The 22,677-nt window shown below is 63.8% G+C and carries 21 protein-coding genes; 11 read left to right on the top strand and 10 right to left on the bottom strand.

The window, feature by feature from the left end; all coding sequences use genetic code 11:
* Nucleotides 1-31: 31 nt before the first annotated feature.
* Nucleotides 32-820 (bottom strand): IclR family transcriptional regulator, encoded by a 789-nt coding sequence (locus RUH75_RS19325; protein WP_313808816.1) that lies wholly within the window; start codon nucleotides 818-820, stop codon nucleotides 32-34.
* Between the two features lie 165 nt (nucleotides 821-985).
* Between RUH75_RS19325 and RUH75_RS19320 the strand changes: the two genes are divergently transcribed.
* From RUH75_RS19320 to RUH75_RS19305, 4 genes are all read left to right on the top strand, one after another.
* Nucleotides 986-1,828, top strand: a complete 843-nt coding sequence (locus RUH75_RS19320) for an IclR family transcriptional regulator (RefSeq protein ID WP_313808815.1) — start codon at nucleotides 986-988, stop codon at nucleotides 1,826-1,828.
* A 27-nt stretch (nucleotides 1,829-1,855) separates the two neighbouring features.
* Entirely contained in the window at nucleotides 1,856-2,818 is a 963-nt protein-coding gene (locus RUH75_RS19315) for an alcohol dehydrogenase catalytic domain-containing protein (RefSeq protein WP_313808814.1), read from the top strand.
* 88 nt (nucleotides 2,819-2,906) lie between these two features.
* Complete coding sequence (locus RUH75_RS19310; protein WP_313808813.1) at nucleotides 2,907-4,094, top strand: acyl-CoA dehydrogenase family protein; 1,188 nt, start codon at nucleotides 2,907-2,909, stop codon at nucleotides 4,092-4,094.
* Nucleotides 4,095-4,100: 6 nt separating this feature from the next.
* A complete protein-coding gene (locus RUH75_RS19305; protein ID WP_313808812.1) occupies nucleotides 4,101-5,234 on the top strand; it encodes an acyl-CoA dehydrogenase family protein in 1,134 nt (377 codons plus the stop codon).
* 26 nt (nucleotides 5,235-5,260) lie between these two features.
* Here the strand turns inward: RUH75_RS19305 and RUH75_RS19300 are convergent, their stop codons facing one another.
* Genes RUH75_RS19300 through RUH75_RS19290 form a run of 3 tightly spaced genes read right to left on the bottom strand, consistent with a single transcriptional unit; the run spans nucleotide 5,261 to nucleotide 9,226 of the window.
* The gene (locus RUH75_RS19300; protein ID WP_313808811.1) at nucleotides 5,261-6,226 is read right to left on the bottom strand and encodes a 3-hydroxyacyl-CoA dehydrogenase NAD-binding domain-containing protein; all 966 of its coding nucleotides are present in this window, start codon (nucleotides 6,224-6,226) and stop codon (nucleotides 5,261-5,263) included.
* Between the two features lie 5 nt (nucleotides 6,227-6,231).
* Nucleotides 6,232-7,074, bottom strand: a complete 843-nt coding sequence (locus tag RUH75_RS19295) for an enoyl-CoA hydratase/isomerase family protein (protein WP_313808810.1) — start codon at nucleotides 7,072-7,074, stop codon at nucleotides 6,232-6,234.
* A gap of 43 nt (nucleotides 7,075-7,117) precedes the next feature.
* Nucleotides 7,118-9,226 carry a 3-hydroxyacyl-CoA dehydrogenase NAD-binding domain-containing protein gene (locus RUH75_RS19290; protein WP_313808809.1) on the bottom strand — a complete coding sequence of 703 codons (2,109 nt, stop codon included), beginning with the start codon at nucleotides 9,224-9,226 and terminating at the stop codon, nucleotides 7,118-7,120.
* Nucleotides 9,227-9,433: 207 nt separating this feature from the next.
* Between RUH75_RS19290 and RUH75_RS19285 the strand changes: the two genes are divergently transcribed.
* From RUH75_RS19285 to RUH75_RS19275, 3 genes are read left to right on the top strand one after another with little or no spacing between them, the layout of a single operon-like run.
* On the top strand, nucleotides 9,434-10,606 hold the full coding sequence (locus RUH75_RS19285; RefSeq protein ID WP_313808808.1) for an acyl-CoA dehydrogenase: 1,173 nt from the start codon (nucleotides 9,434-9,436) through the stop codon (nucleotides 10,604-10,606).
* 27 nt (nucleotides 10,607-10,633) lie between these two features.
* On the top strand, nucleotides 10,634-11,959 hold the full coding sequence (locus tag RUH75_RS19280; protein WP_313808807.1) for an aromatic ring-hydroxylating oxygenase subunit alpha: 1,326 nt from the start codon (nucleotides 10,634-10,636) through the stop codon (nucleotides 11,957-11,959).
* Nucleotides 11,960-13,612 carry an FAD-binding protein gene (locus RUH75_RS19275; RefSeq protein WP_313808806.1) on the top strand — a complete coding sequence of 551 codons (1,653 nt, stop codon included), beginning with the start codon at nucleotides 11,960-11,962 and terminating at the stop codon, nucleotides 13,610-13,612.
* A gap of 15 nt (nucleotides 13,613-13,627) precedes the next feature.
* Here RUH75_RS19275 and RUH75_RS19270 read toward each other — a convergent pair whose 3' ends face one another.
* Nucleotides 13,628-14,620, bottom strand: a complete 993-nt coding sequence (locus tag RUH75_RS19270) for a GlxA family transcriptional regulator (RefSeq protein ID WP_313808805.1) — start codon at nucleotides 14,618-14,620, stop codon at nucleotides 13,628-13,630.
* A 167-nt stretch (nucleotides 14,621-14,787) separates the two neighbouring features.
* Here RUH75_RS19270 and RUH75_RS19265 point away from each other — a divergent pair, with 167 nt between their 5' ends.
* The 3 genes from RUH75_RS19265 to RUH75_RS19255 all read left to right on the top strand — a co-directional run bounded on the left by RUH75_RS19265 (nucleotide 14,788) and on the right by RUH75_RS19255 (nucleotide 16,997).
* Entirely contained in the window at nucleotides 14,788-15,606 is an 819-nt protein-coding gene (locus RUH75_RS19265) for an SDR family oxidoreductase (RefSeq protein WP_313808804.1), read from the top strand.
* A 211-nt stretch (nucleotides 15,607-15,817) separates the two neighbouring features.
* Nucleotides 15,818-16,783: a DMT family transporter gene (locus tag RUH75_RS19260; protein ID WP_313808803.1), complete on the top strand. Its 966-nt coding sequence runs from the start codon at nucleotides 15,818-15,820 to the stop codon at nucleotides 16,781-16,783.
* Complete coding sequence (locus RUH75_RS19255) at nucleotides 16,773-16,997, top strand: hypothetical protein (RefSeq protein ID WP_313808802.1); 225 nt, start codon at nucleotides 16,773-16,775, stop codon at nucleotides 16,995-16,997. Before RUH75_RS19260 ends, RUH75_RS19255 begins: the two co-directional genes overlap by 11 nt.
* Nucleotides 16,998-17,005: 8 nt before the next feature.
* Here the strand turns inward: RUH75_RS19255 and RUH75_RS19250 are convergent, their stop codons facing one another.
* The 5 genes from RUH75_RS19250 to RUH75_RS19230 all read right to left on the bottom strand — a co-directional run bounded on the left by RUH75_RS19250 (nucleotide 17,006) and on the right by RUH75_RS19230 (nucleotide 21,530).
* Nucleotides 17,006-17,932 carry an SDR family NAD(P)-dependent oxidoreductase gene (locus RUH75_RS19250; RefSeq protein WP_313808801.1) on the bottom strand — a complete coding sequence of 309 codons (927 nt, stop codon included), beginning with the start codon at nucleotides 17,930-17,932 and terminating at the stop codon, nucleotides 17,006-17,008.
* Entirely contained in the window at nucleotides 17,929-18,813 is an 885-nt protein-coding gene (locus tag RUH75_RS19245; protein WP_313808800.1) for an SDR family NAD(P)-dependent oxidoreductase, read from the bottom strand. Before RUH75_RS19245 ends, RUH75_RS19250 begins: the two co-directional genes overlap by 4 nt.
* A complete protein-coding gene (locus RUH75_RS19240; protein WP_313808799.1) occupies nucleotides 18,810-19,568 on the bottom strand; it encodes an SDR family NAD(P)-dependent oxidoreductase in 759 nt (252 codons plus the stop codon). Before RUH75_RS19240 ends, RUH75_RS19245 begins: the two co-directional genes overlap by 4 nt.
* A 30-nt stretch (nucleotides 19,569-19,598) precedes the next feature.
* Nucleotides 19,599-20,951: an aromatic ring-hydroxylating dioxygenase subunit alpha gene (locus RUH75_RS19235; protein WP_313808798.1), complete on the bottom strand. Its 1,353-nt coding sequence runs from the start codon at nucleotides 20,949-20,951 to the stop codon at nucleotides 19,599-19,601.
* Nucleotides 20,952-21,083: 132 nt separating this feature from the next.
* Complete coding sequence (locus RUH75_RS19230; RefSeq protein WP_313808797.1) at nucleotides 21,084-21,530, bottom strand: PaaI family thioesterase; 447 nt, start codon at nucleotides 21,528-21,530, stop codon at nucleotides 21,084-21,086.
* Nucleotides 21,531-21,724: 194 nt separating this feature from the next.
* On the opposite strand from RUH75_RS19230, the gene RUH75_RS19225 reads away from it, so the two are divergent.
* The gene (locus tag RUH75_RS19225; RefSeq protein ID WP_313808796.1) at nucleotides 21,725-22,630 is read left to right on the top strand and encodes a crotonase/enoyl-CoA hydratase family protein; all 906 of its coding nucleotides are present in this window, start codon (nucleotides 21,725-21,727) and stop codon (nucleotides 22,628-22,630) included.
* Nucleotides 22,631-22,677: the final 47 nt, after the last annotated feature.

Below are 22,677 nucleotides of genomic sequence, written 5' to 3'. Positions count from 1 at the left end.
GCGCGCTCCTTGCTACGCCATCACGCCGAAATCACTCGGTTCTTCGAGCCGTCCAATTGGCAGAGGTTTGACGTCCGATCCTCAGGATCGTTTCCAGAAAACGGTTGTAATGCAGCTTCATGCGGTCGAGCGGAGCGGCTATCATCAGCGCGCCTATGGTGTCGCCGTCAGGATCATGGACCGGCACCGCGATGGCTGCCGTGTCGCTCAACATCTCGCCGAAGCTGGCGCAATAGCCCTGTTTCCTGATTTCCGCCAGATTGGCGCGGATTGAAACGGGGTCGGTCTGGGTTCCCTTGGTCAGCGCCTTCAGATGCGCACGTTCGAGATAGGCGTCGATCTGGTCGGGCGTCGCGTGAGCAAGCAGGACGCGCCCCGCAGCGCTGGCATAAAGCGGCGCGCGCAGCCCCGCCTGCATCGCATAGCGCACAGGATGGCGGCTGTTGACGGCTTCGGTGTAAAAGGCCTGACCGATATCCCAGTCGGCAATGGCAAAGCCCACCGACTCACCCGTTTCGTCCGCCAGCCGTCGGACCTGGATCCGGATCATCTCCGGCGCGGACCAGTTGCTGACGATCCGGCTCGCGAATTGATAGGCGGCCGGCCCCAGGCGATAGCGGCCATCCCGTTGCGACAGATGATGGAGGTCGCACAGGCAGCGCAGCGTGTCCACGAACGTGCTTTTCGGCACGGAGAGGGCAACGCTCAGCTCCGCCAGGCTCATGCCATCCTGCTTTCCCGCCAGTATCGACAGCAGGTCGAGCACCCGGGTGATGGCCTTTGGCCCTTTGGTCCGGCGTTCCACCGGCTCGGCGTCCATAACTGGTCCCCTGTTTTCTTCCATGGCGGCCCTATAGCTGTTCGAAAAACCGAACGCAATTCGAAAAACCGTTGACCAGCGCATTTGTGATGCTATATGCAGAATCATCGGAAGGGACGCGAATTCGCGACTCCGGGCAAGACCCGCCGAGGGAAGAGGACAGTCATGACCACGAGTGCATCCCGAACCATCAAGTCGGCGCATCGGGTTCTGGAGATTCTGGAGTATTTCGACCAGGACCACCGCTACGCCACCGTAATGGATATGTCGCGGACCTTGAATTATCCGCAGTCCAGCACGTCCGAATTGCTGCGTTGCATGACGCGGCTTGGCTATCTTCACTATAATCGCATCCGCAGGACTTATAGTCCGACGGCGCGCGTCGCCCTGCTGGGCGCTTGGGTGAAGCCATCGCTTTTCCGTGGGGGGCCGGTGCTTTCGGCGATCGACGAAGTGGCGAAGCTGACCCGGGAGACGGTGGTGCTGTCCTCCAGCTCCAATTATGTGCTCCAGCATCTGCATGTCATCCACGGGAGCAGCGATGACGCGGTGGACGCGCATGGCGGGGATGAAATGCCGATCCTGCACAGTCCGCAGGGGCGTCTGCTGCTGTCCACCTACAGCAATGAAAGCGTCCGGTCGGCCGTGCACCGGCTGAACGCGGAAGAACAGGATCCGGCTTTGCATGTCCGGGTGGCCGAACTGCTGTCCGAATTCACCGTGCTGCGGGAAAGGGGCTGGATCATCGAGCCGGACCGCGATGGCATCGGCAGCGTGACGGTGCTGTTGCCGCATGCCCGCCACATGGACCGGCTGAGCATCAGCGTCCTGGCCAGACCGGTCGTCATTGCCGAGCGCGGGGAGGAGATTCTGGACCAGTTGCTCAGCCGCAGCCGGGACATGGCCGATCTCTATGTCGCGGATGAAGGGCAGGCCAATGACAAGAACAATGTCGTTCCGATGCCCGAGCCGGTGAAGATCGTCAGCTATCGCCGGCATTTTGCCTGACGCCGCGATCATGGGCGGTGGCGGCCGATGGGTTCGGTCGGGATGAACCTGTCGGTCCTGCCGGGCGCCACCGGGCATGTCCGGCTGGTCGAGAGCGCCATGCCCGTACCGCCCATCGGCGCCGACGTGCTGGTACGCATGGTGCGGGCGCCGATCAATCCGGCCGATCTGCTTGCCATGGACGGCCGCTATTCCTTCGATCTGAGCCATGATGTGCCGCTGGGCGCGGAAGGCGCCGCCATGGTCGCGGCAGTGGGGGAGGCGGTAACGGATATTGCGCCCGGCGACATGGTGCTGCCATTGTCGCGCGGAAATTGGTGCCGCTATCGTACGGTGCGGCGATCCGATCTCATCGCCTTGCCACATGGCATCGACATGGCGCAGGCGGCCATGCTGCGCATCAATCCGCCGACCGCCAGGCTCCTGCTTCAGGCCACAGGCGCGGCGCCGGGCGATGTCATTGTCCAGAATGCTGCCGCCTCAGCGGTCGCGACATGGGTTCGTGCCATGGCAGCGCGCATGGACGTGACCGTCATCGATGTCGTTCGGCGGCCTGACGATGCGCTGCGCGATGCGATTGTCGATGGGCAGGATTTGGCCGATCGGGTCAAGGCGGCTGCGGCAGGCCGGCCAGTTCGCGCCGCGCTTGATTGCGTCGCAGGCGCGGCGACCGGGCGCATGGCGCAGTGCCTTGCGCCGGGCGGGCGGCTGATCGTTTTCGGGCATCTGTCGGGTGAGCCGATCAGCGTCCGATCCCAATTGCTGACCGGCGGGGGACTGTCGATCAGCGGGTTCAGCCTGCGCCCCACCGAAGCTGCCATGGGCGCAGAGGCCATCCGCGCCATGTTCGCCGAATTGCTGGTGCTTCATGCGGAAACCCGGCCTATTCTGCCGGTTCGCGACGTCATTCCCCTGTCGCAGGCCGATGCCGCGATCGCCCTGGCCCGCTGCGGTGGGCAGGGACGTGTGCTGTTCGACCTGACGGGATGATATCGGGCATGTGAAGGCGTTGGCGCCCAAGTTGACTTGAATGCCCAATCGCTGCTGGTGAGGGGCCATCGGTATAGGGATGCATGCGATGAAGCTGGATTTTACGCCCGAAGAAATAGCCTTTCGCGACGAGGTTCGTGCTTTCCTCAAGGAAGCCCTGCCGGATGATCTGCGGCAGAAGATGATCAACCGCGATCATCTGGGCAAGGAAGATACGGTGCGCTGGCAACGCATCCTGAACGCGCGCGGCTGGGCCGTCACCCATTGGCCCGAGCAATATGGCGGCCAGGCCTGGACACCGGCGCAACGCTATATCTTTCAGGAGGAAATGGCGCTGGCCCATGCGCCGGAAGGATCGCCCTTCAACGTCAACATGATCGGCCCGGTGCTGTGCAGGTTCGGCACGGATGCGCAGAAGGAACGGTTTCTCGCCGCCACCGCCAATATCGACATCTGGTGGTGCCAGGGCTTTTCGGAGCCGGGAGCGGGGTCCGACCTTGCCAGTCTCAAGACGACGGCGGTGAAAGACGGCGATCATTATGTGCTGAACGGGCAGAAGATCTGGACGACGCAGGCGCAGCATGCCGACTGGATGTTCGGCCTGTTCCGCACCGACAGCAGCGGCAGGAAGCAGCAGGGCATCACCTTCCTGCTGCTCGACATGCAGACCCCCGGCATCACGGTGCGTCCGATCGAGACGATCGACGGTGAGCATGACGCCAATGAAGTGTTTTTCGACGACGTCCGCGTACCGGTGGAAAATGTCGTCGGTGAAGAGGGCAAGGGCTGGGACGTCGCCAAGCATCTGCTGGGCAGCGAACGCAGCGGCATCGCCCGCATCGGCCTGTCGAAGGAGCGGCTGTCCCAACTGCGCGCGCTTGAAACGCGGCTGGCTTCGGACGGCACGCTGACCGAAGAGGAGCAGCGCCGCCTGGCGCACAAGCTGGCCGAGGTCGAGGTGGAACTGCGCGCGCTGGAACTGACGCAATTGCGCGTCGTGGCGGCGGACGCGCACGGCGGGGGGGCGAATGCGGCTGCTTCCATCCTGAAGGTCAAGGGCACGGAAATGCAGCAGCGCATGACCGAACTGGTGACGGAACTGGCGGGGCCGGCGGGCCTAGCCATGCCGTCCTGCGATCACGGCGCCAATGATCCGGCGGACGGTTGGGTCGCGGCGGCGGCGCCCTTCTATTTCACGATGCGCAAGGTGTCGATCTTCGGTGGCTCCAATGAGGTCCAGAAGAATATCATCGCCAAAACCATGCTGGGACTTTGACGCGCCATGGATTTCGAACTGACCGACGAACAGAAGATGCTTCAGGAAACCGTCACGCGCTTCGTGGCGGAAACCTATGATTTCCAGAAGCGCGAACATGCGCTGAAGACTGCCGAGGGGTGGAGCCGGGAGGCCTATGCCGGTCTTGCCGACATGGGCCTGCTGGCGCTGCCTTTCGCGGAGGAGGATGGCGGCTTTGGCGGTGGCGGTGTCGAGATGATGATCGTCATGGAGGCGCTGGGCCGGGGGTTGATGGTCGAACCCTATTTCGCGACGGTCATATTGGCGGGCGGCGTGCTGCGCCATGGTGCTTCGGCCGGGCAGCGCGAAGCGATCGTGCCCGGTCTGGTCGCGGGCGAACGCATCCTCGCGCTGGCGCACAGTGAAAGCGGCCTGCCGCGCCAGACGCTGGAGGCGCGCGCGACGGCCACGCCGTCGGGTGAGGGCTGGTTGCTGGAGGGGCGCAAGATTGCGGTGATCCACGGACAAAGCGCGGACACGCTGATCGTCAGCGCGCAGACCGGGGAAGGCCTATCGCTGTTTCTGGTCGATGCGGCGGCGCAGGGCGTCACCGTCGAAGCGGCGCGGGGCTATGACGGTGTGCCGGTCGCCCATGTGATCCTTTCAAGGGTTGCCGTTTCGGCCGACGCCCTGATCGGGAAAACGGGCGACGGCGCGGCGATCCTGAGCCTTGTTTTTGAGGAGGCTACGGCCGCGTTGGTCGCGGAAGGCGTCGGGGCGATGAGCGAGACGTTCGACGTCACCGTCGATTATCTCAAGACCCGCCAGCAATTCGGCGTGGCCATCGGCAGCTTCCAGGCCTTGCAGCATCGCGCGGTGGACATGCTGATGCAGTTGGAACTGTCGCGCAGCATGGCGATCCTTGCCGCGCTGTCGCTCGATATCGATGCTGGTCAGCGGAGCCGTAATATCTCGGCGGCGAAGGCACAGATCGGCAAGTCGGGCCGCATGATCGCGCAGGAGGCGGTGCAGATGCACGGCGCGATCGGCATTACGGCGGAATATAAGGTCGGCCATGCCTTCAAGCGGCTGACCGCGATCGATGCGCTGCTGGGCGATCGGGATTATCATCTCGCGCGGTTGGTGGAGATGCGCGGGGTTTATCCCGTCGCGGCCTGAAGGAGGGCAACGATCGGCTGAAGAATTCATTCTTCAGCCGGACGGTCCCGCAGCAGTTTCAGCATCTCCATCAGCTTTTCGTCCTGATGGGCGGCAATGTCTTCCACGCTGCGCCCTTCCGCGGCGTCCAGCATTTGCGCGACCAGCTTTGCCTGAAGTGCCTCGTCGGCCAATGCCGGGTCCGTCATGGTCGACCAGCGCCGGATGATGCCGGGAACGAATTTCGGCAGGAATTCGGCAAGGCCGCCCGCACCGCCCGAGGTATGGAATGTCGTGAATTGCCCCTGGATCGCCCATTTGAGCGCGGGACCGTAGCGGATCGCCCTGTCGATGTCGCCGACGCTGGCATAGCCCTCCGCCACCAAGCGGACCGCCTCGCGGAACATGGCGCTGGTCAGCCGGTTGCCGATATGGCCGAAAATCTCGCGCTGAAGGCGGATGGGTTGCTTGCCCATCGCGGCATAGAACGCAAGGGCGATATCGACCGCCTCCGGCATGGTAGCCGTGCCGCCGCCGACTTCGACCAGCGGAATCAGATGGACGGGATTGAAGGGATGGCCCAGCACGAAGCGCGCCGCGCTCGCGAGGCCCATCTGCAATTCAGTGATCGGCAGGCTGGACGTGCTGCTGGCGATCAGCACGTCCGCCGGCACCAGCCGATCGAGATCGGCAAACAGCGCCTGCTTGAGATCGGTGCGCTCAGGCGTGCTTTCCTGCACGAAATCCGCGCCTTCGACCGCATCCTCCAGCCGGTCGTGAACCGAAAAACGGCTTTCCCAACGGTCACCGGCCCGGGCAAGCCCCAGTTCCACCATCTGATCCCAGGCGCCAGCCACGTGCGCGCGCGCGCGTTCGCCAGATCCCGCCACCGGATCATGCAGGCGCACGGCCCGGCCGCTGCCCAGGAAGGCCGCGACCCAGCCGGCACCGATCACACCGGCGCCGATGGTGGCGACGGTGTGAATGCTGTCCTTGTCCCGATAGGCGGTCATGCCGGTCAGTACCCCTTGAAGACCGGCTTTTCCTTGTTGGCAAAGGCGGTGGTCGCGGCCTTGTAGTCCTGGGTCAGCATGGTCAGCGACTCATAGGCGATCGACAGCTCGCCGGTCAGGTTGACCTGATCGCGGATGCACTTGTTGACCGCGGCCTTGGACCAGCGCACCGCCCACATCGGCTGGCCGGCGATCTCGCGCGCGATCTTGATCGCTTCCTCAAGCACATCTTCCTTGGGCAGCGCATAGTTGACCAGACCGATTTCCTCGGCCTTCTTGCCGTTCAGCAGCTTGCCGCGCATCAGATATTCCTTGGCCTTCTGCGGCCCCACGAGCAGCGGCCACATCACCGAGCCACCATCGCCCGTGACCAGCCCGACGCGGACATGGGTGTCGCCCAGCCTTGCATCCTCGGCGACGATGCTCATGTCGCAGAAGGCGAAGAGCGAGGTGCCAAGGCCGATGGCGTCGCCATTGACGGCGGCGATGATCGGCTGCGGCGTCATCAGGATCTGATCCCAGATGCGCAGCGTGTTGATCGGCACGCGCAGGGCATATTTCAGGCCATATTCGGTCTGCGCCCGATCCGCCATCAGCTTGATGGCGCCGCCCGCGCAGAAGGCCTTGCCCGCGCCGGTCAGCACGATCACCTTGACCCGCTCGTCGCGCGCCAGCTTCAGCCAGATATCCTCCAGCTGCCAGTGATTGTGCGGTCCGACGGCGTTCAGCTTTTCGGGGTTGTTCATGGTGACGATGGTGACGCCATCCTCGCCGATTTCGACCTTGAAGAAGTCGAATTCGCTATAGTCGATGTCGCGCTGAAATTCGTTGTCGTTGTTATCGCTCATATGTCCTCCGAAACTGAAAAAAACTGAATATGGGCCGACGCCCTTATGCGGTGCGGCTTTTCTGCCATTCCGCGAAACCCTGTCCCTTTTCCGCCAGCTCAACCAGCAGCGCGGCGGGCTGGAGCGACGGGTCGCCCGGGGTTTCGGCTGCGAACTCGCGCAGGCGCGACACGATATGGGGCAGGCCCGCCTCGTCGGCATAGAACATCGGCCCGCCCAGATGGCGCGGCCAGCCATAGCCGTTGATCCATACCAGATCGACGTCGGATGCGCGGAGCGCAATCCCTTCCTCCAGAATGCGCGCGCCTTCGTTGATGAGGGGGAAGAGCAGCCGTTCGACCATTTCCGGTTCCGCAATCTCGCGCCGGGCGATGCCCAGCTTTTCCGACGTCGCGATGATCAGCGCTTCCGTTTCCGGATTGGGGCGGGGCGTGCGGTCGCCCGGCTCGTAGCGATAATAGCCCGCGCCGGTCTTCTGGCCCAGACGGCCGCTCTCGACGATGGCGTCCGCGATCGGGAAAGGCGTGCCGCGCCGCTTGCGGATCGAATAGCCGATGTCGAGGCCCGACATGTCGTTGGTGGTGAGCGGCCCCATCGGGAAGCCCAGATGGGTGAGCGCGGCGTCGACCTGTTGCGGGAATGCACCCTGCTGCAACAGCCGTTCGGCCTGTGCCGAGCGCTTGGCGACCATGCGGTTGCCGATGAACCCGTCGCAATTGCCCGACAGCACCGATACCTTGCCGATCGCCTTGCCCACCGCCATGGCCGTCAATATGGCGTCGGGACTGGTTTTGGCGGCCTTTACCACTTCCAGCAGCTTCATGACATTGGCGGGCGAGAAGAAGTGCATGCCGACGAAATCTTCCGGCCGCTCCAGCACGGATGCGATCTCGTCCACGTCGAGCGCGGAGGTGTTGGAGGCAAGGACCGTGCCCGGCTTCACCCGTTTTTCAAGATCGTCGAAGATTTCCTTCTTGATGGCCATGTCCTCGAACACCGCCTCTATGACGACGTCCGCATCGGCGGCTGCCGCGCGGTCCACCGAGGGGGTGATGAGGGCAAGGCGTTCGTCCATCTGCGCCTGGCTGATCGACCCGCGCTTGACCGAGGTGGCATAATTGGCCTTCACCCGGTCCATGCCGCGGTCGAGCGCTTCCTGCGTGGTGTCGATGATCGTCACCGGAATGCCGGCGCCGGCAAAGCACATGGCGATGCCGCCGCCCATGGTGCCCGCGCCGATGATCGCGCCCTTGCGGACCTCGCGCGCCCTGGCGGTTTCAGGCAGGCCGGGGATTTTGGCGGCTTCGCGTTCCGCGAAGAACAGATGGCGCAGGGCGCGCGACTGGCTGCCCGCCATCAGATCGCGATTGGCGACCGCGTCGATCGCCAGCGCATCGTCAAGGCTCAGGGTGAAGGAACGGCGGACGGAATCGATGTTGGCCTGCGGCGCATCCTGACCCTGTTTGCGCGCGGTCAGCCTGGCCGCCAGCGCGTCGAAGCCCGACGGATCGGCACGGGTGGCGGCCAGTTTCCCGTCGCGATCGCGCACCGGCACGGCCGGCAGAGCCTCATCGATGACGCGGCGGGCGAAGGCGGCGCCGATCGCGGCAGGCTCGCCTTCCCCGACGGCGTCCAATATGCCAAGGTCCAGCGCCTGCTTTGCCCCCGCCGGCTTGCCCGACAGGCAGAATTCCAGCGCCTTTTCAGGCCCGATCAGACGAGGCAGGCGCTGCGTGCCGCCGGCGCCAGCGAACAGGCCGAGATTGATCTCCGGCAGTCCGACCCTGGCGGAAGGGACGGCGACGCGAAAGTGGCAGGCCATCGCGGTTTCCATGCCGCCGCCCAGGGCCGTGCCGTGGATCGCCGCGACGACTGGCTTGGGCGAGCTTTCGAGCGCAGCGATCAGCTCCTGCAAGGTGGGCGACAGGCGCGGCTTGCCGAATTCGGTGATGTCGGCACCGGCAAAGAAGGTGCGGCCGGTGCAATAGAGTATGATCGCCTTGACCGCGGTATCGGCGTTCAGTTCCTCCAGCGCGCCCACCACGCCGGAACGCACGCCGATGCCGAGCGCGTTGACCGGCGGATTGTCGCTGATGATGAAGCCGAGGTCGCCTTCGACGCGCGTCGAAATTTTTTCGTTGATCTGGGTCATGATCTGGCCCTGTTTCTGGATGGTCGATGGAAATTGAAGTCCCCGCCACAAGCTATTCACAAGGCACAACTGTCAAGCGCAGCCCCGGTCGCGCGCCGGAGGTATCGCGAATGTGAAGGGTTGTCCGTCCCGCTTCGCACGGCGGCGATCCGGGATTAGGCCAAGGATACGGAAATTTGCGCGGGCCTCCTGCCTGAAAGGGGGCGCATGAGGGAAAGCAAGCAGATGCAGTTCGATTTGAATGAAGAACAGTCCATGTTCCGTGACGCGGTGGCGTCGTTCGCGCAGCGGCATCTGGCCGCCGGCGCGCTGGAACGCGCCCATAGCGACGATTATCCCTGGGAAATCGCGAAGATGATGGCAGATCAGGGACTGATCGGCATCACCGTGCCGGAGGACAAGGGCGGCCTGGGCGGATCGCTGATGGACGCGGTGATCGCGATCGAAACGGTTGCGTCGATCTGTCCGCGCTCGGCGGACGTGGTGCAGGCGGGCAATTTCGGCGCTATCCGTACCTTCGCCCAATTTGCAAGCGATGCGCAGAAGGAACAGTATCTCGCGCCTTTGTTGCGGGGCGAAGGTCTGATTTCGGTGGCGATGACCGAACCCAATGCGGGCTCCGCCGTGACGGAGCTGACGACGACCGCCGTGCCGGACGGTGACGGCTATCGCATCACCGGGCAGAAAATCTTCACCACGCACGGCACCCATGCGACGGTGTTCCTGGTCTATGTCCGCTTCGGCCCCGGCACAGGCAATATCGGATCGGTGCTGATCGAACGCGGGCAGGAGGGCTTCACCTTCGGCAAGCCGATCCGCTTCCTGTCGGGCGAGGAATGGAATCCGCTGTTCTTCGACAATGTCTATGTGCCCAAGGACAAGGTTCTGTTGGGGCCGGGCGGGTTCAAGAAGCAGATGTCGGGCTTCAATGTCGAACGCATCGGCAATACCGCGCGCAGCCTGGCGCTGGGCCGCTATGCCTTCAATGCGGCGGTCGAACATGCCAAGACCCGCAGGCAGTTCGGCAAGGCGCTGTGCGAGTTCCAGGGGCTCCAGTGGAAATTCGCGGAAATGAAGCTGAAGCTCGATGCCGCCCAGCTGCTGCTCTATCGCGCGGCGACCAATGCCGATGCGGGCCTGCCCTCGCCGGAGGAAACCGCGCTTGCCAAGGTGGCCTGCAATCGCGCCGGCTTCGAATGCGCCAATGAGGCGATGCAGGTCATGGGCGGTGCAGGTTACAGTCAGGATAGTCTGGTAGAATATTGCCTGCGGCGCACGCGCGGCTGGATGATCGCCGGCGGCGCCACCGAAGTGCTGCTGAACCGCATAGCGGAAGGCGTATTCGACATGCGTTTCCCGCAGGGGCCAGCCAAGAGCTGAAGGCTCCGCCGGGGAGAGGACAGGACGATGAACGAATTGAGCAAGGTTGAAGGCGGCACTGGCGTGGTGAGCCCGGATCGCGTTCCGGTCGAGGCCTATATCTCTCCGGATTATGTGCGGCTGGAGAAGGAGCGGCTGTGGCCCCGCGTCTGGCAGATGGCGTGCCGGGAGGAGGAAATCCCCCATGCAGGCGATTTCTACACCTATGACATTGCGGACGAATCGATCTCGGTCGTGCGCAAGCAGGACGGGTCGGTCGCGGCCTATTTCAACGTCTGCCCGCATCGGGGCCGCCGCCTGACCGCCGGCTGTGGCCGCATGGGCAAGTTCCATTGCAAATATCATGGCTGGCAGTGGAATCTCGACGGCAAGCCGACCGAGATCGTGGATCGCCACGACTGGGGCGAACGCCTGCCCGATGAGGATGTGACGCTCAGCCCCGTGAAGGTCGGCCTCTGGGGAGGCTGGGTCTTCGTCAACATGGACCCGGACAGCGAGAGCCTGGAGGAATTTCTGGGCGAGGCCAAGACGCTGCTCGATCCGTATGAAATCGAAAAGATGCGCTATGTCTGGCGCAAGCGCATCGTCATGCCCTGCAACTGGAAGACGGCGCAGGAGGCCTTCATGGAAGGCTATCATGTGCAGACCACGCATCGCCAACTGCTCGCCTATCAGGACGATTACACCTATAGCCAGGCCCATGGGAAACATGCCAAGTTCGGCTATGCGCCGACCGCGCTCTTCGGCCTGCCTTCGCCGCGCATCAGCGACCAGAGCGGCGATATCCGTAACGGGCTCTATCAGTTCAACAAGGAGATCTGGGACACGCTGAAGGCGACGACGACAGAGGAAATGCTGGCCGCCGGCCGCCGGCTGATGGAATTGCCGGAAAGCGCGACGCCCTTCGAAGTGTACGGCGCCTTCGCCCAGTTCCACCGGGAGGAAGCGGCGAAGAACAACCGGCCTTTCCCGCCCATCACCGGCGAGCAGCTGATGGCGGCCGCCACGGACTGGAACATCTTTCCCAATATGGTTTTCCTGCAACAGCCGACCAATCTGCTGGGCTATCGCTCGCGCCCCAATGGTGACAATCCCGACAGCTGCATCTTCGAAGTCTATGTGCTGGAGCGGTTCGCGCCGGGCCAGGAACCGAAGGTCGAGGTCGAGGATGGCGGCGACGACTGGCGCACGATCGACTGGGGACTTATTCTGGAGCAGGACTTCCAGAATATGGAGGAAGTGCAGAAGGGCATGAAGTCGCAGGTATTTCACACCGCTCGTCCCAATCCCGTTCAGGAAGTGGAGGTCAGCAACTTCCACCGCGTCTATCACGACTATGTCAGGGTGAACTGAATGGATGAAGCACGGTTCGATGAGGTTGCCGATTTCGTCATCATAGGTTCGGGGGGCGGCTCCATGGTCGCCGCCCTCTATCTCAAATCCATCGGCAAACAGCCGCTCATCCTGGAAAAGACCGACAAATTCGGCGGTTCCACCGCCATGTCGGGCGGCGTGCTGTGGGTGCCCAACAGCCATTTGCTGAAGCGCAAGGGCATCAAGGACAGCCACGAGGCCGGTCGCGCCTATATGGATGCGACCATCGGCAACGATGCCGGACCCGGCGCCACGCCCGAACGCAAGGAAGCCTATCTGCGCAATGGTCCGGTCATGCTGGAATGGCTGGAACAGCAGGGGATGAAATGGCTGCATACCGAGGGGTGGGCTGATTATTATGACGACCGGCCGGGCGGCGTGACCCGCAGCCGGTCTGTCGGGGCGCCGATGCTGGACGCGCGCGACATGGGGCCGCTGTTCGACAAGCTGCGCCTTGGCCCGATGGTCATGCCGCTGCCGACCGACAAGGCGGGGATCATCGGCCTTGCGACCCGCACGCCGCGCGGTATGTGGGAGGGCGTCAAGCTGTTGTGGCGCATGCGTCAGGTGGCGAAGCGTGGCAAGCCGCTGCTGAGTTTCGGCGGGGCGTTGCAGGGACGGATGCTGATGCTGGCGGACAAGGCCGGGATCGACATGCGGACGGACTATCCGATCACCGAACTGATCGAGGAGGATGGCAAGGTCGTCGGCGTCATCGCGGAACATGGCGGCAGGACGGTGCGCATCGGCGCGCGGGACGGCGTGCTGATCAACGCGGGCGGCTTTTCCCGCAATGCGGAGATGCGCAGGAAATATGGCCCGCAGCCAAGTTCGGTCGAATGGACCAATGCCAATCCGGGCGATACGGGCGAGATGATCCAGGTCGCGGAGAAGCATGGCGCGGCGCTCGACCTGATGGATCAGGCCTGGTGGGTGCCCGGCACCGTCGGGCCGGAGGGCGGCCCGGCCTATATGCACAATACGGACATCTCCAAGCCGCATTGCATCATCGTCAACCGTCACGGCAGGCGCATCCTCAACGAGAGCGGCGCCTATATGGAGAATGGCCAGCGTCTTTATGAGAACGACGTGCCGGCCTATGTCATATTGGATAGCCGTCATCGCAAACGCTATGCCTGGGGCTATTTCCAGCCGGGCAAGACGCCGCAGGAGTGGTTCGACAGCGGCTTCATGAAGAAGGCCGATACGATCGAGGAACTGGCAAGGATCACCGGGATCGATCCGGCGGGCCTGAAGGCGGAGGTCGAGAAGTTCAACGGTTATTGCGAAACCGGCAAGGATCTGGACTTCAACCGGGGCGGCCGGGGTTATGACAATTGCTTCGGTGATCCGACAGTGAAGCCCAATCCCAATCTGGGCAAGATCGACAAGCCGCCCTTCTATGTCATGGAAATGGTGCCGGGCGATGTCGGCACCTCCGGCGGCGTTGTCACCGATGAACATGCCAGGGTGCTGCGGGCTGATGGATCAGCGATCGAGGGCCTTTACGCCACCGGCAATTCGACCGCTTCGGTGATGGGGCGCTGCTATCCGGCGGCGGGCGCCAGCATCGGCGCGTCCTTCATCTTCGCATGGATCGCGGCGCACCACGCGGCAGGCGGCAACGCATGAACGGGGCGGGGGCGGTCATGCCGTCCCTTCCTTCTCTACCGGCATCCCGCAATGGGCGGCGCGCCATTGCGACGCGGTGACCCCCGCCGTTTGCCGGAACATGGCCCTGAACAGACGGCTATCCGAATAGCCCAGCAGTTGGGCGATGGAGTCGATCGACCGCGTCGATTTTTCCAGCATCCTGGTGGCCGCCTGAAAGCGTAGCTGGCTGACATAGGCCTTGGGCGACAGGTTCAGCGCCTTGTGAAAATGCCGGTTCAGCGTTGCCGGGCTGGTCGAGAGATGCTGTGCCAGTTCCGCCATGTTGATGGGTCCGGTAAAGCGCTGTTCGATCCATAATTGCGCCCTGGCCACCAGCGGATCGGGCGCGAGCAGATTTTCCCCCTCATAATCCTGGCCCATGATCGAACAGAGCCAGCGTACTATATCGGGCGAAAGCGTGCGTTCGACCACGCGGATGATCAGCTGGAGATCATGGCTGATGCCATTGGCGATCAACAGATTGCCGTGATCGACAAGGGCGGATCTTTCCTCGAAACGCTGGCGCGGGAAAAGGATGCGGGCCAGCGGTTGCAGGGCACGGGCGACCGGCACGGCGATGTCGCCCGTGAAACCGCCCGCCATCAGCAGGACGGATGCTGCGCCGCTGGCGCCGATGATCGCGCCTTCCTCCATCCGGCGTCGCAGCCAGCCAAGCAGAGGTTTGGCCTGGGCGAGACGCTGTTCCATCGCTTCGCGCCCGCCGGCGCGGAACGCGGGCAGCCATATGAAGGCCAGTGGATTTTCATCGTCCATGGCGCCGTCAGCCGCCAATGGCCGCCCGTCGCTCATGACGACGGGGGCGCCATCCAGCGACAGGATACGCAGCCGTGTCTCCATGCGCACACGGTCAGGGCCGGAAAAGACATGTTCCACACGGTCGCGTGCCAGCAGGAAGCTGTCGGTCAATGCGCCGACGCTGCTTTGATAGGCGCCGGGCAGCGCGACAAGGGCGAAATCAGCAACCATAGGAATGATCAAAAACAACCGCTATCTGACGGAAAGCAGCCTGTCAACGGACCGGGTCCATGCGGGAAAAGCCTGAACGGGAATCCGGCCGTTTGCGCCGGCCCATTGCCTGATTGCGCCATGGGCGGCAGCATGCGGGCGCTCATGCAGTCAACCGGGAGAATGCCATGCCTGAACCGTCACATTATCTGGGCCGTCTGACTGGCAAGGTCGCGATCGTCACCGGTGCCGGGGCGGAAGGCGATGAAATCGGCATTGGCCGGGCCATTGCCCTGCTGATGGGACGTGAAGGCGCATCCGTGTTGTGCGCCGATCTTGCAGCCGAACGCGCTGAAACCACAGCCGCGCGGATCAGAGCCGACGGCGGCAGTGCCGTGGCGGCGGCGGGCGACGTCAGCGACGGTGACGTCTGCGCCGCATTGGTGGCCGCTGCCGTCAAGGCTTTCGGGCGGCTGGACATATTGGTCAATAATGTCGGCATTTCCGCGCCGGCGACGCTCGCGTCCATCAGCATGGAGCTTTGGAACCGGACACTGGCCACCAATCTCACCAGCGTCATGCTGATGAGCAAGGCGGGGGTGCCGGAGATGGCCAGGGGCGGCGGCGGCGTCATCATCAACATATCTTCGCTGGCGGGCATGCGCGCCAGTGGCGCGATCGCCTATGGTCCGTCAAAGGCGGCCATGGCTCAGTTGTCGCGCGAGATCGGCGTGCTGCATGGCCGCCAGGGAATCCGGGCGAACACAGTCGCGCCCGGCCATATGATGACGCCCCATGCCATGAGCAAAATCCCACCCGAAATGCGCGAGGCACGGCGCAAGGTGGGGCCGCTGGGGATCGAGGGCGACGCCTGGGATGTCGCGCAGGCGGTGCTGTTCCTGGCGAGCGACGAGGCCCGTTTCATCAATGGCGTCGAACTGGCCGTCGACGGCGGGGTGGAGGGCATAGCGCCGCTGGTGGGTCATGCATTCGTTTCCGAACCCTGACCGGCCGAAGGCGAGCCTCATTCATCAGGCATCATGACCGTGATGCCTCGCGAGGCCGAATGGCGGCATTGAGGAAAAACATCCTTCATGCCGAACCGCCAGACCAGGGACTGGAACGGTCCTGTGAATTCTGAGATGGCCGCCCGATCATGGTTCCGATGCCTGACGGGATGGCGTTTATTCGTCGTGCGCAAGCCCCTATCGACAAGCGATGGATAGGGCGGGTTCTCATGACAATGCGCGGGGCGCATTGTGGATATTGGCCTCGGGTCTGGCCTATAGCATCGCGATGGCGCTGGTGAAGCTGCTGGGGGACGATTATTCCGCGCCGACGCAGAATTTCGTGCGTCAGTCCATGGGCCTGATCGCGCTGCTCCCCTTCATCCTGCGCAATCCGCGCAGCGCCTTCACCATGCGGCGGCCGCTGCTGATGATGGCCCGTTGCGGCGCCACCAGCCTCGCGATCGTGCTGGCCTTCAACAGCTTTCACCTGCTTGGCCTTGCGGAAGCCAATGCATTGTCCTTCACCCGCGCGCTGTTCCTGGTGCCGCTCGCGGTGTTGCTGCTGGGCGAGAGGATCGATCGGCACAAGCTGCTCGCAACGCTGATCGGTTTCGGCGGGGTCGTGATCATCCTGTCGCCCGGATCGGACCGGTCGCTGATTGGCTGGCCTGCCGCCCAGGGCCTGCTGTCGGCGCTGCTGGTGTCCTGGTCGGTCGTCAGCATCAAGACGATGATGCGCGATCACAGCGACCTTGCGCTGCTGACTTGGGCCGCGCTGCTGGGCATGCTGTTCACGGCGCCTTTCGCCTGGGCCAGCTGGCGCACGCCGACGCCGGGCGATGCGGTGCTGATGGGCGTGATGGGCGCTCTGGGCGTCGTCACCCAGGCATGCTATATTCGCGGCATGGCACTAGGGGAGGCCAGCCTGATGGCGCCGCTGGATTATGTCCGCATCTTGTTTGCCACGCTGCTGGGCTATGCCCTGTTCGCGGAACTGCCCTCGCCCGGCACCTATGCCGGCTCGGCCCTGATCATCGCGGCGGCAATCCATGTCACGCTTTACGGGCGGCGGCGTGACGCGGCGATCATGACCGCGGGGCAACGATCGGCGCCAACGGGCGTTATCCCCTCGACCACAACCACCAGGCAGAGGGAAGTCCATGATGAGCGATGAGATGAGTCTTGAGGAAAGCCGCAAGATCCTGTCGGTCGCGACCGATATCCGGCCCGACGAGAATGTTCATGAGGACCCGGCCCTGTCCGTTACCCGCACGTCGCATGGCCGCCCCGTCACCGCCGCAGAAAGCAGGCGAATCATGTCGCTGGCGGCAGACATACGGCCGATGGAGAATGTTCATCCCGAAGCGGACGATTCCGCTGCCGAATAGCTAAGGCATTACCGGCGTTCCGGGTCAGGTCTGGGCATGTATCTGAGATAGCGCGCGCTGGCCTCCGCCTGGTTATGCACTATTGTCAGGCTGCTCTCGTCCAGCACCTCGCCGATCCGCGCGCCCACCGTTTCCGCATCGATCGCAGGATCGAAAATCTCCCCCGTCTCGACGAAGGTCAGGCTGGTAAGGCGTCCGCCGCCGGTCAGCAGGATACGTCCCGTTTCCATGCTGTCGCGGCTGAGGAACCAGATCATCGCCGCCGCCACTTTCCCGGCCGGCAGATTGTCGCGGAACCAGTCGACGATCCTGGGATCGGGAATCTGCTCGACCAGCCGCGAAATGGATGACGGCATCACCGCATTGACCAGAATGCCCTGCGGTTTCCCCTCGATCGCCGCGTCCAGCGTCAGGCCCAGCATGCCTGCCTTGGCTGCGCTATAGGGGGCATTGCCGCCGATGCCCAGCGCGCCGTTGGAACTGACGTTGAGTATTCGCCCATATTTCTGCGCCGCCATATGCGGCCAGGCGGCGCGCATCAGATGATGGCCGCCGATCAGGTTCGTCGCATAATGACGCTCGACCGCGTCATCCTCGTGCGCGGTGAACGGCCCGGCAATCACCGTGCCCGCATTGTTGACCAGAATATCGATCCGGCCGAACGCATCGATCGCCGCCTGGACGATCGCCCGCGCATTGTCGGCCGTTCCGACCGCCAGACTGCTGGCGGCGGCACGCCCGCCCGCCGCCACAATCTCCGCCGCCACGGCATCGGCTGGACCGGCGTTGCCATCCTGCTCGCCCAGCACGCCGCCGCCATAGTCGTTGACGACCACCGCCGCGCCCCGCCGCGCCAGTTCCAAAGCATAGGCGCGACCCATGCCGCCGCCGGCGCCGGTGACGATCGCGACCTGTCCTTGAAAATCGATGCTCATGATCCCGACGCCTTGACCATTTCAGGCATGATCTCCGCCCCCGACGCGAAGGAACTCGTCCATTCCGGCTGCCTGTCCAGCGCGTGCATCACCGTGTCGATATCGCCCTCGGCCAGTCGATGCACCGGCCCTTCCAATATCTGCGCGCGGCGGACGTTGCCGGCGCCGGCATGGTAGATGCCGCCAGAGCTTTGGCAGAGCGGGCTGCTCAGCCAGCCGACCACCGGCGCGACATGATCGGGGGAGGCATAGTCCGCCCATTTCGGGTCGATGCTGCCCATGGACAGCGGCGTGTAGGCGGCGGGCGCGATCACGTTGACGCGGATGTCGGTGCCCTTGGGGACATCGATGGCGACCGACCGGGCGAGGCCGACCATCGCCCCTTTCGACGCGGCATAGTCGGCGGACTGTTTTTGTCCCCACAGCCCCGCGCTCGATCCGGTCAGGACGATGCGGCCATAGCCCTTGTCCACCATGGCGGGCCAGACCGCCTTCAATCCGACGATGCATCCCCACAGGTTGATGTCGAGCAGTTCGCGCATCTCCTCCAGCGTGACGGTGGAAAAGGGACGGAAAGCCTGAATGCCGGCATTGCTGATGAAAATGTCCGGCGCGCCGAAATGGGTGGCGGCGATCTCCACCATCGCCGCTGCGGCCTCGGCGGTCTGTACCGGGCCGTCATGCGCGACGGCGCGGCCGCCCTTCGCCACGATCTCCTCGACCACGGCCTGGGCAGAGGAGCTGCCATCGCCGGCCGGTCGGTTGCTGACCACCACGGCGCAGCCGCGCGTGGCGAGCCAGAGCGCATAGGCGCGGCCCAGCCCCTTGGACGCGCCGGTGACGATGGCGGTCTGGCCGGTGAAATCAAACTCCCCGCTCACAACATCATCTGCCCACCGTCGACATTGATGGTCTGTCCGGTGACATAGCGGCTGTCATCGCTGGCCAGGAACAGCGCTGCCGGACCAATATCGTCGGCACAATCGCCAAGATAGCCGAGCGAGATCAGCTTCATCACCTTTTCGGCTTCCTCGGGGAAATCCCTGGTCCACTGCTCGGCAATGGGGCTGAGCGCCGCCGGGCAGATCACATTGACGCGGACCTTGTATTTGCCAAGTTCCCGGGCGGCCGTGCGCGACAGGCCGCGGATCGCCTCCTTCGTCGCGGCATAGGCGGCGAAACCCACCCCGCCATGTATGCCTTCATAGGAACCGAAGTTGATGATCGACCCGCCCTTTTCCTTCATGTGCGGAAGGGCCGCCTGCATATGCTGGAATGTGCCGTATAGGCCGGAATCGATGGTCAGCGCGAAGAGGTCGTCATCCGTATCCTCGAACATCACGCCGGGCCGCGATGTCTGGGCATTGTTGACGAGGATGTCGAGCCCGCCGAACAGGTCCACCGCTTTCGCCGCGGCGGCTTCGGCATCGGCCCGGACGCCCGCGGTGCCGGCGATCCATGCGGCTTCACCGCCAGCCGCCTTCAGCTCCGCGACTGCCGCTTCCAGCTTGTCCGGCGTGCGGCCGGTGATCAGAACCCTGGCGCCTTCTCGTGCGAAGACCTGGGCAATGCCATTGCCCACGCCCTGGCCACCGCCGGTTACGATGGCAACCTTGCCGGTCAGTCTGCCCGTCATAAACTCTCCCTTGATATTGCGTCCGTCCTGTCAGGCGCCGATGAAATCCCGCAGCGCCCGGTGAAAATTGGAGACGCTGCGTTCCTGCACCGGATTGGTGCGCGATCCGGTGAAGCCCATGGATCGCATGCCGCGCTGCACTTCGGTCATATTCTCGAAATCCTGCTCCAGGATGAGGCCCCAGGCGTCATGGTCGCGCCAGTCGCCGAAGACCTGCCGTTCCAGCGGCGGGGCCTCGCCCTCAGGATAGAGGACCAGCGAATAAACTTCGAAAATGCAACGTTCCGGATCGTTCCGGTCAGGACGCGCGCGATAGGCAAGCATCGCGTCGGGCGAAGGCAGGAACACCATATTGGGGAAAAGATGCCAGTCGGCGCCCGCCCGCGCGATCTCCTCCGGCGTCAGCATCGGGAAGGGGATGCCGCGATCCTGCGCCGCCTCGAAGGCGATCTGGCCATATTTCATCATGACGTCGAGCAGGCTCGCCTCTTCAGGCAACTCGTCAAGCAGCCGCTGGGTCAGTTCCGCCATATGCGGCGGGATCGACGCCTTGAGATCCTCCTCCAGCATCAGGATGAAGTCCCGGACATTGCGCCGGTAATCGATCTTGGTCGAGGCCAGCCGGGGCGATCGCTCGCCCAGCGAGATGCGGCCCGGCGCAAGCTGATAGCTGCCATGGCGTCCTTCGGCATGGGCCAATGCCTCGTCGTCATGGACGGGCAGGAGCTGCCGGTGGGTGGTCTGCACATGATAACCCTCGTTGAAAGCCTCCAGCGCGGTCTTCCAGTTGCAGGCGATGCCGGTGGATTTATACCAGCGATACCGCATCTTCTCGAAGGGGTAGTTGCGGAATACGTCGGGGATCGGCGCCAGGAAGTCGAGCAGCGGCTCGGTTTCATCGCTCATGCAGATGAAGACCCAGCCGCCCCAGCTGTCCACCCGCACTTTCGGCAGTGCGATGTCCTCATCCTTCAGGCTGCCGTCCCAATTGTCGCGGTCGACGACATGGGCGATGGTGCCGTCCAGTTTCCACGACCATCCATGGAAACGGCAGAGGAGCCGCGCCACATGGCCGCAGCCTTCGGTCAGGCGGCGGCCGCGATGCTGGCAGGCATTGTGATAGGCCGCGATCCGGTCGGGCGCGGTGCGCACCACGATCACGGATTCATCCAGCACGTCATAGGTCACATAATCGCCAACCTTCGGGATTTCCTCCTCACGGCACGCCATCTGCCAGGTTCGCGGCCAAAGCCGTTGCTGCTCCAGCCGGGCGAAATCCCGGCTGACATAATCTTCCTTGGCAATGAAATCTTCAGGCCCAGCCTTTTTTCGCCGCGTGATTTCCGGCTGCAATGGGCCGACAGGCTGGTTCACGATCCTCATCCTCTCGTTGACCGATGGCCGACCATCCCGTGTCCGCGCCCTGTAAGTCAATGTCGGCGGCGTTGGACGATCGGCAACATCATCAGTCTGATCCTTCTGCGCGCCGCAGCGTGTCGGTGCGGCTCCGGATCGTCACGCCTCTCCGGCGGCACTTATGAGTGCTTCGAAACTCCGATAGGGCGGCACTTTTCGGCGGAAGACGGCGTTGGCCCGCAATGCCGGTTCGCCATCGGCCGTGAAGGAACATTCGGCAAATCCCAGATTGGGGGTCCAGCGCAGCACCTTGGCGCGGCCCTCGACCCATTGCCCTTCCCTGGCCGGGCCGAGGAAATCGATGCTGAGCGAGATGGTGGGGCCGGTCTTGCCCGTCACGCAGCCGATATTCATGCCCATCAGAATGTCGGCCAGTGTCGCCCAGGTCCCGCCATGGCAATTTCCCGCCGGGTTGCAATGCTTGGCGCCGACGCGAAAGCCGAAGGTGATCTGGTCCTCCTCCTTTTTCGCGTGGATTGGAGCGAAGGCGCCCATCACATCGTCCAGCGCATCGATCAGGAGAAAGCCGGGCGGGGTATCGGTCATGGCATCTGTCGTCCTTGCAATAATGATCCGGCGGACTGCCCGCTCCGTTCGGCTGGATCAATATGGAAACGGTGCAACGATCACATGGCCGATAGACTTGATCCACGGCCTCGCCAGCGCGGGGCGACTGACGCTATGCATCCGGGACGATGTGCCAGCGGACAGGCAGCGGGAACAGGGAGGACATGATGGGCATGAAATGGCTGAAATCCACGGAATGCATCAGCTTTGACGTGCGCGACAATGTGGCGCGGGTCACCCTGAATCGCCCGGACAAGCGGAACGCCCTGTCAGGCCTCATGTTGCGGGAATTGCATCAGGCGCTGCTGGAGGCCGATGACCGGCGCGACGTCAACGTCATCCTGCTGTCGGGCGCAGGCAAGGATTTCTGCGCGGGGTATGACCTGACCGACAGCTATGGCGGCGCGGCCGACCAGTCGAGCGAATATGATCCGGCCAGCTATCGCACCCGCGCCGGCACGATCGACGACGATATCTGGAATCTGGAGCGCCAGCAGGATCTGACCTCGATCATGCTCGACCTGCACAAGCCGATCGTCGCGAAGATCCAGGGCAATTGCCTGGCGGGCGGCACGGATCTGGCCTTTTCCTGCGACATCGTGTTGGCGGCGGACGATGCGAAGATCGGTTTCCCGGCGGCCCGTGCGAATGGCACGCCGCCGACCAATTTATGGTTCTATCATTGCGGTCCGCAATGGACGAAGCGCATGCTGTTCACCGGCGATACGATCGGCGGCCGGGACGCGGCGATGATCGGCATGGTGCTGGAAGCGTATCCGGCTGACGAGATCGATTTCCAGGCGGATGAGATGGTGCGCCGCATCGGCAGCGTCGACGCGGAGATTTTGGCGGCCCACAAGCGCATCGTGAACGCGCAGATGGAGATGGCGGGCGCGAAACAGTCGCTCCGCTATGCGCTGGAACTGGATGCGCGGGCGCATCTGAGCACCGGTCCGCGCCGCACCCGGTTCCGCAAGGACATGGCGGAGAAGGGATTGAAGGAGGCGCTGGCCAACCGGGACGAACCCTTCGGCAGGGGGCGCATCGAATTGCGTGCGCGGCGGGGCGCCGGGGATTGATCGGCTCAACCGTTCACGGTTGGGATATGGTGTTGGGGAGGGGCTGT

The organism is Sphingobium sp., from assembly GCF_032153725.1.
Lineage (GTDB): Bacteria > Pseudomonadota > Alphaproteobacteria > Sphingomonadales > Sphingomonadaceae > Sphingobium.
Note: the sequence above shows the minus strand (reverse complement) of the source record. Positions and strands in the feature narration are given on the sequence as shown.